This is a genomic window from Morganella sp. GD04133 (assembly GCF_029835375.1).
In the GTDB taxonomy this organism is placed as follows: Bacteria; Pseudomonadota; Gammaproteobacteria; order Enterobacterales; family Enterobacteriaceae; genus Morganella; species Morganella morganii_B.
Genome location: NZ_JAODZS010000012.1, coordinates 25,407 through 39,635, shown reverse-complemented (window position 1 = coordinate 39,635; position 14,229 = coordinate 25,407). Strand labels below are relative to the sequence as shown.

14 protein-coding genes are annotated in these 14,229 nt (G+C 47.5%); 6 read left to right on the top strand and 8 right to left on the bottom strand.

Annotation, left to right across the window (positions count from 1 at the left end):
* Positions 1–56: 56 nt before the first annotated feature.
* Together N7387_RS07465 and N7387_RS07460 are read right to left on the bottom strand one after the other, a co-directional pair.
* Positions 57–1,277, bottom strand: a complete 1,221-nt coding sequence (locus N7387_RS07465; RefSeq protein ID WP_279798036.1) for a sugar transporter — start codon at positions 1,275–1,277, stop codon at positions 57–59.
* A 109-nt stretch (positions 1,278–1,386) separates the two neighbouring features.
* The gene (locus N7387_RS07460; protein ID WP_279798035.1) at positions 1,387–1,830 is read right to left on the bottom strand and encodes a hypothetical protein; all 444 of its coding nucleotides are present in this window, start codon (positions 1,828–1,830) and stop codon (positions 1,387–1,389) included.
* A 355-nt stretch (positions 1,831–2,185) separates the two neighbouring features.
* Between N7387_RS07460 and N7387_RS07455 the strand changes: the two genes are divergently transcribed.
* The gene (locus N7387_RS07455) at positions 2,186–3,754 is read left to right on the top strand and encodes an ATP-binding cassette domain-containing protein (RefSeq protein ID WP_279798034.1); all 1,569 of its coding nucleotides are present in this window, start codon (positions 2,186–2,188) and stop codon (positions 3,752–3,754) included.
* A gap of 38 nt (positions 3,755–3,792) precedes the next feature.
* Here N7387_RS07455 and N7387_RS07450 read toward each other — a convergent pair whose 3' ends face one another.
* From N7387_RS07450 to N7387_RS07435, 4 genes are all read right to left on the bottom strand, one after another.
* Positions 3,793–3,996, bottom strand: a complete 204-nt coding sequence (locus N7387_RS07450) for a hypothetical protein (RefSeq protein ID WP_025152953.1) — start codon at positions 3,994–3,996, stop codon at positions 3,793–3,795.
* Between the two features lie 97 nt (positions 3,997–4,093).
* Positions 4,094–5,386 carry a haloacid dehalogenase-like hydrolase gene (locus tag N7387_RS07445; protein ID WP_279798031.1) on the bottom strand — a complete coding sequence of 431 codons (1,293 nt, stop codon included), beginning with the start codon at positions 5,384–5,386 and terminating at the stop codon, positions 4,094–4,096.
* Between the two features lie 223 nt (positions 5,387–5,609).
* A complete protein-coding gene (locus N7387_RS07440; protein ID WP_262859453.1) occupies positions 5,610–6,137 on the bottom strand; it encodes a hypothetical protein in 528 nt (175 codons plus the stop codon).
* 200 nt (positions 6,138–6,337) lie between these two features.
* Positions 6,338–6,937: a pentapeptide repeat-containing protein gene (locus N7387_RS07435; RefSeq protein ID WP_279798030.1), complete on the bottom strand. Its 600-nt coding sequence runs from the start codon at positions 6,935–6,937 to the stop codon at positions 6,338–6,340.
* Between the two features lie 480 nt (positions 6,938–7,417).
* On the opposite strand from N7387_RS07435, the gene N7387_RS07430 reads away from it, so the two are divergent.
* The 4 genes from N7387_RS07430 (at position 7,418) to ttcA (ending at position 10,576) form a co-directional block, all read left to right on the top strand.
* On the top strand, positions 7,418–7,762 hold the full coding sequence (locus tag N7387_RS07430) for a hypothetical protein (protein WP_279798028.1): 345 nt from the start codon (positions 7,418–7,420) through the stop codon (positions 7,760–7,762).
* Positions 7,763–8,694: 932 nt separating this feature from the next.
* Positions 8,695–9,072: a helix-turn-helix transcriptional regulator gene (locus N7387_RS07425; protein WP_262859456.1), complete on the top strand. Its 378-nt coding sequence runs from the start codon at positions 8,695–8,697 to the stop codon at positions 9,070–9,072.
* Positions 9,073–9,116: 44 nt separating this feature from the next.
* The gene (locus N7387_RS07420; protein ID WP_262882798.1) at positions 9,117–9,458 is read left to right on the top strand and encodes a helix-turn-helix transcriptional regulator; all 342 of its coding nucleotides are present in this window, start codon (positions 9,117–9,119) and stop codon (positions 9,456–9,458) included.
* A gap of 191 nt (positions 9,459–9,649) precedes the next feature.
* Positions 9,650–10,576, top strand: coding sequence for a tRNA 2-thiocytidine(32) synthetase TtcA (gene ttcA / locus N7387_RS07415; protein ID WP_025152960.1), 927 nt, complete (start codon positions 9,650–9,652; stop codon positions 10,574–10,576).
* A 273-nt stretch (positions 10,577–10,849) separates the two neighbouring features.
* Here the strand turns inward: ttcA and zntB are convergent, their stop codons facing one another.
* Together zntB and N7387_RS07405 are read right to left on the bottom strand one after the other, a co-directional pair.
* Positions 10,850–11,833, bottom strand: a complete 984-nt coding sequence (gene zntB, locus N7387_RS07410; RefSeq protein ID WP_262859458.1) for a zinc transporter ZntB — start codon at positions 11,831–11,833, stop codon at positions 10,850–10,852.
* Between the two features lie 87 nt (positions 11,834–11,920).
* A complete protein-coding gene (locus N7387_RS07405; RefSeq protein ID WP_279798027.1) occupies positions 11,921–13,555 on the bottom strand; it encodes a peptide ABC transporter substrate-binding protein in 1,635 nt (544 codons plus the stop codon).
* 162 nt (positions 13,556–13,717) lie between these two features.
* Here N7387_RS07405 and tpx point away from each other — a divergent pair, with 162 nt between their 5' ends.
* The gene (gene tpx, locus N7387_RS07400; protein WP_052927546.1) at positions 13,718–14,221 is read left to right on the top strand and encodes a thiol peroxidase; all 504 of its coding nucleotides are present in this window, start codon (positions 13,718–13,720) and stop codon (positions 14,219–14,221) included.
* The last annotated feature ends 8 nt before the right edge of the window (positions 14,222–14,229 follow it).

The window sequence follows — 14,229 nt, the reverse complement described above, 5'->3', positions numbered from 1 at the left end:
TTATAAAGAAATCAGAAAAAAAATCCCGCAGCGAAACGGTGCGGGATAGGATTAATTTATGACGGATTATGCGAGGTAATACGGCTCTCCGCTTTCGGCCTTTGTATAAACAACGTCCGGTAACGGCTGAAAACAAACAGTGAGATAATCACACCCGCCACCGCAAATACCGCCCCGGCATAGCCTATCTGTTCCATTCCCATATGAATAATCACCTGATTACCGAGCAGTGCTCCGCCACCGATACCGATATTAAAAATGCCGGAATAAACAGACATCGCCAGATCGGTGGCATCCGGTGATAAATCAATCACTTTGACCTGTAACCCCAGCGCAGTACACATCATACCGATCCCCCAGACAACCCCGAGGATAATCAGCGCGGTATCGGTCACGCGGCTGGTCAGCAGCAGCATCAGGCACACTGTCAGTAATGTTATCGCCGCAGGCAGAAACAGCAGCGGCAGCCGGGTGTTGTAACGGCTGAAAATCACACTGCCGATGATCCCCGCAGCACCGAAAATCAGCAGAAACAGCGTGGCGAAATCCTGTGATTTCCCGGCAACGGTCTGCACAAACGGCTCAATATAGTTATAAGCCGTGAAATGCCCGGTGACCACAATCGCGGTCAGCACAAAAATCCCCACTAACGCAGGCCGTCTGAACAGAACCGGAATACTTTTCAGGGAGCCGGAATGCTCACTCGGCAGCAGCGGAAGAAAACGCGCCATTGCCGCCATGGTGATCAGCGCCAGGCCACCGATACAGAAGAACGTCATCCGCCAGCCGACCCACTGCCCGATAACACGGCCTATCGGCAGCCCCAGCACGGTTGCCAGCGCTGTCCCGGTCGCCAGCAGTCCCAGTGCCTGGGATTTTTTACCGGGCGGTGCCACTCTGACAGCCAGAGACGCCGTGATCGACCAGAATACCGCATGCGCCAGCGCCACACCGATCCGGCTGATCACCAGCACATCAAAACGTTGTGCCAACCCGGACACGATGTGACTAACCACAAACACAGTAAACAGCCAGAGCAGCAATTTGCGCCGCTCAATACGCGCCGTCAGCAGCATCAGCGGCAGCGACGTCAATGCCACCACCCAGGCATAAATGGTGATTATCAGTCCGGTCTCGGCGGGCTGCATTGCAAAGCCCGCCGAGATATCACTCAGCAGCGCAACCGGAATAAACTCAGTGGTATTAAATACAAATGCCGCCACCGCAAGTACCATCACCCGCAACCAGGCTTGATTTCGTGACAGGGCTTCAGTCATTATGGTCCCCCGTAAAGAAAAGCTGTATCGATACAGCTTTTGAGCAGAAAAGTGTGACCATGGTAACACATGGGATTATCACGGGAAGTACGGGAACCGGATTACCGCATTATAATGCACGTTTTGACTGTGCCGGAATGGCGTCAAAAATCGCTTTCAACTGTTCTTTTTTCAGTGTCGGCCCGACAATACGGACACGGCGGCTGTTTGCCGGATGATAGCTCAGGATATAAGAATCCGCGGAGAAAGAGACCATTAACGCTTTCAGCCCCTTCACTTCCTGCAGGGAAAAATGACCGCCGTCAAACGGCATAGAGACCACTTTACCGACCGCAATTTTGGACGTCAGTTTATCACCGTACACTTTAATTACCGGGAACTGCGCGATATAGACATACACCGTCAGGCCCAGCGCGGCAGCCACGCCCGGCATCCGTGTCTGGAATAAGTACGCCAGTGCGATATAAAGCACAATAACCACAAAGAATGTAATGATACAGGTGATAATTCTGCGTTTCTGATCAACCTGATATACCGTTTCTGCTGAACTCATAACCCATCCTGTTGCTGAATTTCCGCTGCCGGAAAATAAAAAATATCAAGGCCGGACAGAATAACGAAAATACCGGCGATTGACAGTAACATTCCGTGAAAAAATCATTCCTGCGTACTCTGCGGAAATCCCGGAAACCGGGGGTTTACAACTCTGCTTTTATTTGACACCATTGCCGCAGTTCATTTCCCCTGAGGATGTCTGCCGACATGATTTAATTGCCTGAATCCCATTGCTGTATCATCCGCATTTTTACGAATGCGCTGTTTTGATATCGGGCAGGCAGCTATCCTCATCATCGTTTTCTTTTTTATCCGGCATATCCGCCTGCCCCTGTTTATTCAGGAGCTTTTGTATGTCCGTACAATGCCATTTTTCTCACTTATCAGTGACATTTAACGATATTCCGCTGTTTGACAACATCAGCGGCACATTAACCCGTCAGGTTCAGGGGCTGACCGGTCATAACGGGCGCGGCAAATCCGTACTGATGTCGCTGCTCGCGCAGCAACGGCACCCGGCAACCGGCACGGTCAGCTGGCAGGTACCGTTTTATTACGTACCGCAGCTGACCCGCCTTTCCGGCATCACACTGGCAGATGCGCTCGGAACCGCAGAAATTCAGGCTGCACTGCGCCGCACAGAGGACGGCACTGCCACCGCAGAGGATTATGATTTTCTGGCGGACAAATGGGATATGCCGCGACAGCAGCAATCCCTGCTGGAAAGCGCACAACTGGCACATCTCCCGGTGGAGACCCTCTGCACAAACCTGAGCGGCGGTGAGCAAACCCGGCTGGCACTCTGCCGCGCCTTTTTGCAGCCGCACGCCTTCCTGTTACTCGATGAACCCGGAAACCATCTGGATGCCGCCGGACGCGGCTGGCTGAGTGAGCAACTGCGGAATCACCCGGCCGGCGCACTGGTGATCAGCCACGATCGCCGTTTGCTCGACACCATGCAGCGGATTTTTGAACTCACGCCGTCCGCACTGGACGAGTACGGCGGCAATTACACCCATTATGCGGAGCAGAAAGCCTTTCAGCTCAGCGCATTACAGAGTGAGGAGAAGCAGTTACAATCGCAGCTGAACAGAGAAAAAACGGCGTTGCAGCGCGCACTGGAAAAGAAAGCACAGCGCCGCCGTCAGGGTGAGAAAGTGCGTTCATCCGGCTCCTCCTCTGCGCTGCTGCTGGATATGAAAAAGAATAAAGCGGAGAAGCAGCAATCAAAAATAACCGGTCGTCATGAGCGTGTTATGACTCAGCTGGACAGTCAGCGCCGGGAAGTGAATGAGAAAATACAGCATATCACCCCGCAAATGCTGGCTTTTAATTATACCGGAGAGCAAAAACGGGTGCGAATTAACGCCCGTGATCTGCTTTTACCGTTTGGTACGCAAGAGCCGCTGTCACTGACCATTTCCGGTGGTGAGCACTGGCATATTGCCGGGCGCAACGGCTGCGGAAAATCCACATTACTGAAAGTGCTGGCAGGTTTGCTTACTGCAAAATCCGGGGATTACTCCCTGCACGGCCGCTTACGCTATCTGGATCAACACCTGGCGCTGCTGAATAAAGCCCTGCCGGTCACAGAAGCACTGTGTGAATTTGACCCGGCCATTCCGGCACAAACCTGGCGCACCCATCTTGGTGCATTACGGATCCGGGGGGATAAGGGGTTAATTCCGCTGTCACAATTAAGCGGCGGTGAGCAGTTGAAAGTCACGCTGCTGGCATTAACATTATCCGAACCTCTGCCGGATATTTTATTGCTGGATGAACCGGACAATCATCTGGATCTCGATTCCCGGCGATTACTGGAAAATGTGCTGCGCAGTTATAAAGGGGCATTATTACTGGTCAGCCATGATGAGGCATTTACTGAACATTGTGCCATGACCCATACACTGACCTTAGCCTGAAATAAAAATACGGCGGTCATCCCGCCGTATTTTTATTGTTATAATTTGCAGATATTCACGATGACATAACGTGCCGCATTAATATTATGCTTTGCCGCATCTGACGCAGCCGCATTATTGAACAGTGCGATAAAACGCTCCGCCTCCGTTCTGCTGATATCGGTATTAATGGCCACCTGGCTGCGGAATAATACCGAGCCGGTTAACCCCAGACCTTCATAACACACAATATATTTATCCATATCCTTCTGAATTCCCTGCAATGATAACTGTTTAGTATCATAGTGTGTATTACCGGCCGGGGTTATCAGTATTTCCTTAAACTGACAGCCGATGTTGTTATTTTAATGCCCGCCCTTCTTTTGCCCCCAACGGGGTATGAAGCTGTGACGGCACAAATACACCGGTGCTGTCATTACGTCCCTGCAATAATACGTTGGCGTCCTTTTGACCGTGTTCCTTAACCGCCTGTTTTGATAACTGCCCGATAAGGGTATCCGGCGAACGCAAGCGGTTAATAATCAGCACCACCTCCGTATCCGGGAAGTCGGACATCATATTCTGGTCGCCTTCACTGTCACCCGCGACTAATAACGGCCCTTTACCGGCATATTTATCCTGAATAAACTTGCGGATAGTCTCTGTTTTCCCTTTACCCTGCGTCTGCGGATAAACCGGATCCAGATCGGATGTCAGCTTATTATCTTTGGTGCGCAGTAAATGCATGGCAAACACCTGAGATTCCGGAACGGAATACGGCGGTTGTGTGACAATCGATTTAATCACTTCCAGGTTCGATGCGGAAATCACATAGACATCAATACCCGATTTTTGCAGCACCTGATACAGATCCTGCATTTCCGGTACCAGACGGAAGCCATTGTGCCAGTCAATTTCAACAATACCCGCCTGTCCCGGTAACGATTCAGGGCTTTCCCATACCACCCCCTCAACCGGCTCTGATTTCTGCCATTCAATCGTTTTCGCGGTAATATCCGCAACCTGCTCCGGTGTCATATTCATAAATAAATAGGTCACCCACGGATAGGAAACGGCATGGTCAAAAGTGCCGCCGATTGCCGCATATAAATAGCGCATTTTGGTGATGAAATTCTGATAGTGCGGTGATTTTTTGATTTCGGACAGCGGCTTATCACCCTTCAGGCCATCATAATTGTTATACAGCCATTGGTAGCTTTCCAGAATATCGGCACCGACCTTCTCAATATTGACCGGTTTACCGTCTTTATTGTTGAACTCAGCAGAAAAATTTCCGGCCGGAATATCTTTGAAAATAACGGATTTCAGTTCCTGCGGTGTCATGGCAAATAACAGGTGCTCAAGCTGATAAATCATCACCGCTTCTTCAATATCCAGAAATGCCGTGGTGTTATCAAAATCAAACACCGCATAATAGGTATGTGCCGGTGACTGTTTTGCTTTGGCGATCATGGTATCCAGGCGCTGTTTATTAAAACTGTCCCACTGACCCTGCTGTAACACCGCTATTTCTGTCACGGCCTGCGGTGCTGCGGCGGCATTCAGGGAAACAGTCTCAGCCTGAGCAGGCATATTCAGTGACAACATACCCACAGCCAGTGCAATAGCACTGTAACGATTAATAAATTTCATTGATAATCCTCTTTGAAATAAAAAAACTGATAAAAGGGATACCACAGGCTATTTTTTTGCTGTATCAAAAATCAGCAACGGATGGCATTAAGCGAAACTGATCACACTCTTTTACCGGGCGTGTCAGGAAATATGCTGATGGCACCGGGTTACCATACCCGGGTGAATAAGGAAGGCACGGTGCTGAATCATAGTGATAATATTCAGCACCGCAAGTACCTGTTTATTTCAGTGTATACATGGTCAGTACAGTATAAGTGACATCTTTTTCATCATTTATCTGTACCAGGTTGGCATTGCTGACCACCCCCACCACAACGTCGGTATCTTCTGATTCATATTTGCGCTTAAACTGCCCGATTTTTCCTTTGGCAACCTTTGCCAGGAACGGTGTTTTACGGTCATATTCTTCATTTATCCCGGCCGGTTTGCCGTAGATTTTTTCCATTTCCGCATTTACTTTATCATATTCATTCAGTAATACGGCCTGATCATGGCTCCAGACACCAAAGCGGGATATCGCATTTAGCTTCTGCCCTTCCGGTGAAAAGACCGTCATAAAGAATTGCTTTTCAACATCCGGTGATGCCAGTGAGCTGCATAACTGCCCGCCGTCACGGGTTGTGGTGCAGTCAAAATCATCGAGGTTCAGCGCTTTTAATTCTGCGGGCGTCTGCCCCCATGTAAAGCCCCATGGTGCTTCCGGTGTTTTACTTCCCGTACCCGCACAGCCGGATAATAATGCAGCCATAATCCCTGATATAAAAAATTTTCTCATTGCCCCGCCCGTATACATTGCGTTACTTATTACCGATCATACCAAAGACCGGCAAGTGACCAGAAGCCTTACTGTCGCTTTATTCATCAAAATCAGATTTGATGAAGCTGTTACTGCGTAATTATACGCTTTATTCCGCAGATATCCGGCGTATCTGCCCGGTTCCGCACGATTTAATCAGCCAGACGGATATCAAGCACCCGCAGCAGATTCAGGGCCTCGTATGCGGAAAATGTGGCTTTGGCGGTTTTGTTTTCACGGACATCGATATAAAAAGAGTGAGAGCCGGTAAAATCCGCACCTTCCAGATTGGTGTGCATAAACAGGGTATCAGTTAAATCACAGTCCTGTATAACGGATTTATTCAGCTCAGTCTGTCTGAAATCCGCATTATGGATCCGGCAGGATTCAAAGTGAGATTCATGCAATCTGAGGTCAAAAAAGTTATTACTGTCTAAAATACACGCTTTAAACACCAACTGAGAATAAAAATCAAACGTCGGCCAATACGCTTTTGTCCAGTCAATACCAATCATTTTCGTGCCGGTAAATTCAGTACCGGAAAACTGGGTTTCCGGAACCGCCAGTAAACTCATATTACATTGATCAAACACACAGTCCGTAAAACGGCACTGCTGCACAACCGCTGAGCTGAAATCACAGCGGATAAATGTGCAGTCCTCAAATACCACATCACGGATTGTCCGGTCACTGAAATCCGCTTTTTCAAACCGGGTGCCGCTATATTCCTGTTTATCTGAAATATCCGCCATGAATTACCTCCGTCAGGTTTTGACTCTCTTCAGAAAGTACGTGTTTGCCGGATATTTTCATAGTCCTTATCCGTTTTGACAGCAAATTTTTTCTCCTGCACCCGTCCCTCACTTACCAAATCCCTTTTGTTCTCAGCTGTTCCCTGTAAATCTCCTGATTTTCACGGATAGTATTTATTGTGCTGTTTTTATAAGGATCGTCCTTATTCCTTTCATATTTTTCCGGTTGTGTACCAGATGAACCACATCCGGACAAAAGCAGCAATATAAACAAGCTCACTATTTTTCTGGTCATTCTGTTATCCCTTTTGATGATAGCTCTGTGTGGAAAAACGCATTTTACGCATTAATACGTAATCTGTATTGGTATAATTTTATTATTCTGTGCAACATTCAGATTATTCTACCTTTTAAAAAAGGGCAAATACTGTAAACCTTCATAGCAGTATAAATCATATGATTTTCGTAAATGAGGTAAGTATGTCTGTCAGTAATAAGACTGTTTATTCTGTATGCACCAGATTAACATTGATGGTTATGAAGCTGACCAGCCTTGAGCGGTTTATTACCGTTGGCCAGTATTTTGAACGGGCTGCAGATAAATCACTTCTTCAGCGACTGATTGAAGATAATAAAGATCTGAGCACACCTTTTTCTTCTTTGGATAAATCAAACAAGGAATGCAACGCTGAGTTGATTAACTATCTGAATAATGAAATCCGCGAATACGCCGCATCAGAAATAAAGGAAAATTATGCTGCGCTGAAAAACGGTAATCTGCTGGTTGTAAAAACATTCAATACCATCATGCAAAAACACGCTTAAATTTTAGTCGCTATCATGACTGCCATCAGGGTATGTTGTCAGTCATGATATATATTCAGGCAGTACTCACCGGTGCCTGAAATGAGTAACAGAAGGTAATAACGAATAATATATCAGGTTATTATTATTATCACCTCAAATGTTACATTACTGTTGCAGTTGTTTTCCTTTTGATACAAACAAGCGTTTGATTTCTCCTGCTTATAACGAATTATCATTTTTGATAAATAATCCCCTCTGGTATGTATTGAATTCAGTTCAAAACAACAAATAAAGAATATTGCCATTAACACAATGAAATAAAAGATATTTCCTCATTAATTATGAGACTTAAAAGTAAATAAAAACAAAATGTTACGTAACAAACACTAAAGATATTGATACTTTTGCCTTCATCTTTTCAATCATGACGCGTATACCTTATTTTCACAATCACACATCATTTTCTGATGAGAATCGTTGTCTGAACATACATACAACAACGCCATTTATCTTGCTTATTGCAGCGTAATTAACTGCAATTTATGCTGTGAGTGGCGAAAAAGTTGATATATTCAATTATAATAATTATAAAAAGAATATCATCGTATCAGTCACCTCACTGAAAAACCCAGCAGATGCGTATTGCTACAACAGAGAGGTGTTATTTACCCCCTCGTTAATCAGATGTTTTATTTTCATTTAAAAATCAACTTGTTACACAACCCCTCATTTCAGTATTGCCCTTTCTTGTGCCCGTTGCACTATCTGTATATTTCCAGTTTTAAATTTTACTTTCTATTTTTTGTCCCTTTTTATTGCGGATTTTATTTATTGACAACTAATATAAGGCTTGCATATTATGCGCAATATACTGTTTTTACCTTACAGACACTTTCTATTATGGTATTTAAAATATACGTTTAGTTTAATGACGTCCTGATGGTATCTTTATGCAGCCCGATAATTGCCACGCACTTAGTTGTCAACACCAGGTCTTTAAAAAGGAACTTCATGCAGTTATAGGCCAGGAAATTAAAATTTTACGAAAATCAAAAGGTATCACCGGCTATGAATTAGGTACAATAATACAGCTATCACAGCAGCAAATATCCCGTTATGAGAATGGTGACAGTGCTATTCCGCTGGATACACTGATATTAATACTGCGTGTCTTTAATATATCACCGGAAAAATTCATACACAGAGTATTATTTATTTTAAACAGAGATCCGGATTCAAAAAAATTACTATCTCATATGTCAAATCACTTTAATTCTTATACTGATGGCAGCTATCTGGGAACATTTGAACAATATAAACATAATTAACATATTTAAGATTACACACAGCATTTTATTTAAGGGCATCGCGTATGAATGAGAGAGAAATCAGTCTCTTTATCGGTCAGCAAATTATGAGAAAACGGAAATCATCCGGTCTTTCCGGCAAAGCACTGGCCGAATTATTAGGATTAAGTCAGCAGCAGATATCCCGTTATGAGCAGGGTGTTACTAATATAAGAGCCAGCACGCTGTTACAGCTCTCTTTTTTATTTGATGTCGATGTCAAAAGCTTCTTTATTGATTGTATCGAAACAAATAATCAACTGAATACACTGAATTATAAAGAAAAAAAGAGTCAGGAAACTGACTGTGACATGATCACGATTGATATGAAGAACAGAGGAAGGGGTAAAACCCGCAGTAAAAGATAACCACGCCAGAAAGAACCAACAGCCCGTCCCCGTCATCCCGGATCATGCCGTTCCGGGCTGTCATCCTTTTTAATCGATACGTATCCGAATCCCCCGTCCTTCTGCTATCATTGCGTCCTTATTTCAGATTTCCGTTGCCGTGCGGCCGGCCTGACACAGGCACCAGCCAAACCCGTTAAGAACAGTAAGACATGAATACACCGAAAGAACAGTACAACATCAATAAGTTGCAAAAACGCCTGCGCAGCCATACCGGCAAAGCGATCGCAGATTTTAATATGATTGAGGACGGCGACCGCATTATGGTTTGCCTGTCCGGCGGCAAAGACAGTTACACCCTGCTTTCTGTTCTGCAGAGCCTGCAGCAGAGCGCCCCAATCCGTTTTTCCCTGGTGGCTGTGAATCTCGATCAGAAACAGCCGGGTTTCCCTGAGCATATTTTGCCGGAATACCTGGAAAAATTGGGTGTTGAATACAAAATCGTCGAAGAAAATACCTACGGAATTGTGAAAGAGAAAATTCCGGAAGGGAAAACCACCTGCTCCCTGTGTTCCCGTCTGCGCCGGGGGATTTTGTACCGTACCGCGACTGAACTGGGTGCAACAAAAATCGCCCTCGGACATCACCGTGACGATATTCTGCAAACTCTGTTCCTGAATATGTTTTACGGCGGAAAACTCAAAGGCATGCCGCCGAAGCTGATGAGTGATGACGGTAAACATGTGGTCATCCGCCCGCTGGCCTATTGCCGCGAGAAAGACATTGAGCGTTTCGCCGAAGCCAAAGGGTTCCCGATCATTCCGTGTAACCTGTGCGGCTCTCAGCCGAACCTCCAGCGGCAGGTGATAAAAGATCTGCTGCGTGACTGGGATAAACGCTACCCGGGCCGGATTGAAACCATGTTCCGCGCTACCCAGAATGTCGTGCCATCGCATTTATGTGACACTGAACTATTCGATTTCAAATCTATCCATCACGGCAGTGAGGTCGTCGATGGCGGTGATCTTGCATTTGACCGCGAAACTCTGCCGGTTCAGCCGGTATGGGATGATGAGGATGATGACCGCGAAAGCCCGGATTTCACAGAATTGCGTCTGGATGTGACGGAAGTGAAATAATCGCGCTGTTATAGTGCCGTGCCACGGAAGGCACGGCCTGAATATTGGCGGGTTTGTTTCAGGCAAAAAAAAACCGATGTATAAAATACACCGGCATGATAATGGTCAATATTCTGTATAAGAACTCAATATGAGAAAAACTACAATTATGGAGCACAACGTTCATCGCTCAACGTTGTATTCACCTGCGGGAGTAATAGTGCCCTAACCGGGCGCTGCATTTCTTGATATATCTCAAGTCCGCTACGTAAAATCATATAAAAATGCACGTTTTTACAACCAGTTACTCTTACGTAACCACCAGGCAACAAATCCGATAACACCCGCCAGCCCCACGCAGAACAAACTGAAGGCAAACGGAAAATCCCCTCCCGGAATCCCGCCGAGGTTGACCCCGAACAATCCGGTCAGAAAGGTTGTCGGCAGAAAGACCATTGCCAGCAGCGACATCGTGTAAGTACGCCGGTTCATGGCATCCGCCATCATATTAGTAATTTCATCCGAGATAACCGATGTCCGTGCTATACAGGCGTCAATATCGTCAATAATCCGTCCCAGACGGTCACTGATATCGGTCAGCTGGTGTCTGTCCTGATCTGAGAGCCAGGTGTAACGCTCGGAGGCCAGCCGGGAAAACACATCCCGCTGCGGTGCCATGTAGCGGCGCAGTACAATCAGTTGTTTGCGCAGCAACGCCAGCTCCCCGCGTGCCGGAATATGCTGATCGAGTATCGCATCTTCCATATCAATCAGGGTATCGTGCAGATCTTCAATAAAATCCGCCACTTCATCGGTGATACAAAATGCCGCTTCCGCCAGCCATTCGCCGGTATTTTTTACCCCTTCCCCGTTCTGTAAGTCATCCTGAATGGTCTGAATGGAATGTACTTTACGGTGGCGGGTGGAAATAATATAACTGCCGCAGATCCAGATACGGAAAGCCACCAGCTGATCCGGCCGGTCGCCGTCATTGTTATTGATGGTTTGCAGGGTTATTAATGCACCTTCACCGATACGGACGGCCCGCGGGCGGATCACCTCTTTCGTCAGCCCGTCACGCGCCTGCGGCGGCAGCAGTTCCGTTTCACACAGCCAACGCTGATTGCCGCCGGAAAGATAGTCCAGATGCAGCCATACCGGCTGTTTTATCCCGGCAACCGCATTGACGTCCACCGGCGTGCAACCGCCCTCTCCGTCAAACTGCACCCGGCAGATGGGATCTGTTCCCTGAAAAGCGGATCCGTACAAAGCGCTCATGCGTCTCTCCCCATTGTCCGTGAAAACAGCAGCTGAGTGTGTTCAGCCGGTGCCTGCCGCCGTCCGCAGCAGGCGCCCGAAGCAGGCTTAGTGTTTAATAATATAGAGATTATGGCTGTATGCCACATCTTCCGGATTATTGACCGGATATCCCTTCAGCCACGGTTTTATCAGACGACCGTTGGTGTACTGATAGATTGGTGCTATCGGCATGTCTTCCGCCAGCAGTTTTTCCGCGTCGTTATAGTCGGTATTACGGGCGCTGTCATCCGTTTCCAGCGCGGCGGTTTTCAGCAGAGCGTCATATTTTTCATTGTGATATTGTGCGATATTGCCGCTGTGTGTGCTGGTCAGCAGAGACAGGAAGGTTGATGGTTCGTTGTAATCCCCGACCCAGGAAGCACGGATCACATCAAAATTACCGGTATTGCGGCTGTCGATATAGGTTTTCCATTCCTGATTGACCAGTTTCACTTCCGCACCCAGTTTTTTCTTCCACATCGACCCGATGGCAATGGCAATTTTCTGATGGTTTTCCGAACTGTTATACAGCAGGGATAATTTCAGCGGATTGTGCGGACCGTAACCGGCAGCGGCCAGCAGGGTTTTTGCCTGGCTGTCGAGCTCATCCTGTGTAAATTTCTGGTACAGGCCCGGCTCCGGTGTAAACCCGGCAGTGACATCCGGCGTGAAATGCCAGGCCGGTTTTTCGCCCGTACCCAGAACCTTCTCTGCGATCACCGCACGGTCAATGGTCATGGAGAGCGCCTGCCGCACACGCGGGTCGTTTGTCGGTGCCCGCTGCGTGTTAAAGGCGTAATAATAGGTGCCGAGCTGATCCGGGATATAAATCTGATCGGGGATCGCCTTTTTCAGTTTCTGATACTGATTTTTCGGGAACGATTCCGTGATATCCAGATCATTGGCCAGATAGCGCTTGGTGGCCTGAGATTCATGGTTAATCGGCACAAAGGTGACCGATATCAGTACTGTGTGTTTGTGATCCCAGTAATGCTTATTGGGTGTCAGGACAATTTTTTCATTCACCACGCGGTCATGCAGAACAAACGCGCCGTTACCGACCAGATGCCCGCTACGAATCCAGTTGTCACCGTATTTCTCCACCGTGGCGCGATGTACCGGGAAAAGGCTGAAGTTTGCCGCTAAGCTCGGGAAGTACGGCACAGGACGGTCTAACGTGACCCGAAGTGTCCGGTTGTCAGCGGCTTCAACACCGAGGGTGTCCGGCAGCATTTTGCCGTCGATAATCGCCTGCGCATTTTTAATCCCGGCCAGAGGTGCAAACCAGGCAAAGGTAGAGAGGTTTTCCGGGTTCACCAGCCGCTGCCAGCTGTAGACAAAGTCCTGTGCCGTTACCGGTGAGCCGTCTGACCAGCGGGCATCGTCACGCAGGCGGAATGTCCACACCTGATTGTTGCGCGTCTCCCAGGAGAGTGCGACACCGGGTACCGGTTTGCCGTCCGCCCCCTGGCTGGTCAGTCCTTCAAATAAATCACGCAGGATCTGGGCTTCGGTCAGTCCGACCGCTTTAATCGGATCCAGAGACGCGGGTTCATCCTTCAGATGCCGGTAAACCGATTGTTCTTTTGCCAGCTGTGTTCCGGCCGGAATGTCCGCCGCTGTTGCACAAAATAGTGAAGAAAAAGTGAAAAACGTCCCGGCAAGAAGTGCGGAACGGGAAAATTTTGCTGGCCTGAACATAACACGCGCCTTGTATTAAAAATGGTAAACCGATAGATTATCTGATGATTACCGAAACACAACAACCGGATATTACATTTTAATTAACGATATCCGGTGAGAATACACCTGCAAGGTATTTTTGATACCAATAATGATGAGCCCGTTCAGAGGATGATAAAAATGACACAAACAGTAAAACTTCAGGGTAATGATGTTCTGGTTTACGGCGCACTTCCGCGTGCCGGTGAGAAAGCCGTACCATTCAAATTAGTCGCTAATGATCTGTCAGATGTCCAGCTCACCAAATTCGCCGGGAAGCGTAAGATCCTCAATATTTTCCCGAGTGTGGACACCGGTGTCTGCGCCACGTCTGTGCGCAAATTTAATGAAACTGCCGCAAAACTGTCCAATACCGTGGTGTTATGTATTTCCGCGGATCTGCCGTTTGCACAGTCCCGTTTCTGCGGTGCGGAAGGTATTGAGAATGTGGTGATGCTCTCCACCCTGCGTGATCCGGAATTCCGTGAGAATTACGGTGTCGGTATCGGCAGCGGCCCGCTGGCCGGTCTGTGCGCCCGTGCGGTGATCGTACTGGATGAGAACGACACGGTGATTTACAGCCAGCTGGTCGGTGAAATCACCGAAGAGCCGGATTATGACAGCGCGCTGAATGCACTGAAATAAGTTACCCG

Excerpts from the sequence above, each read along its gene's own strand:
- N7387_RS07465 (WP_279798036.1), bottom strand. The coding sequence starts at position 1,277 with ATGACTGAAGCCCTGTCACGAAATCAAGCCTGGTTGCGGGTGATGGTA.
- N7387_RS07445 (WP_279798031.1), bottom strand. The coding sequence starts at position 5,386 with ATGAAATTTATTAATCGTTACAGTGCTATTGCACTGGCTGTGGGTATG.
- N7387_RS07425 (WP_262859456.1), top strand. The coding sequence starts at position 8,695 with ATGCAGCCCGATAATTGCCACGCACTTAGTTGTCAACACCAGGTCTTT.
- N7387_RS07430 (WP_279798028.1), top strand. The coding sequence starts at position 7,418 with ATGTCTGTCAGTAATAAGACTGTTTATTCTGTATGCACCAGATTAACA.
- ttcA (WP_025152960.1), top strand. The coding sequence starts at position 9,650 with ATGAATACACCGAAAGAACAGTACAACATCAATAAGTTGCAAAAACGC.
- N7387_RS07460 (WP_279798035.1), bottom strand. The coding sequence starts at position 1,830 with ATGAGTTCAGCAGAAACGGTATATCAGGTTGATCAGAAACGCAGAATT.
- N7387_RS07435 (WP_279798030.1), bottom strand. The coding sequence starts at position 6,937 with ATGGCGGATATTTCAGATAAACAGGAATATAGCGGCACCCGGTTTGAA.
- N7387_RS07450 (WP_025152953.1), bottom strand. The coding sequence starts at position 3,996 with ATGGATAAATATATTGTGTGTTATGAAGGTCTGGGGTTAACCGGCTCG.
- N7387_RS07455 (WP_279798034.1), top strand. The coding sequence starts at position 2,186 with ATGTCCGTACAATGCCATTTTTCTCACTTATCAGTGACATTTAACGAT.
- N7387_RS07420 (WP_262882798.1), top strand. The coding sequence starts at position 9,117 with ATGAATGAGAGAGAAATCAGTCTCTTTATCGGTCAGCAAATTATGAGA.
- N7387_RS07405 (WP_279798027.1), bottom strand. The coding sequence starts at position 13,555 with ATGTTCAGGCCAGCAAAATTTTCCCGTTCCGCACTTCTTGCCGGGACG.
- zntB (WP_262859458.1), bottom strand. The coding sequence starts at position 11,833 with ATGAGCGCTTTGTACGGATCCGCTTTTCAGGGAACAGATCCCATCTGC.
- N7387_RS07440 (WP_262859453.1), bottom strand. The coding sequence starts at position 6,137 with ATGGCTGCATTATTATCCGGCTGTGCGGGTACGGGAAGTAAAACACCG.
- tpx (WP_052927546.1), top strand. The coding sequence starts at position 13,718 with ATGACACAAACAGTAAAACTTCAGGGTAATGATGTTCTGGTTTACGGC.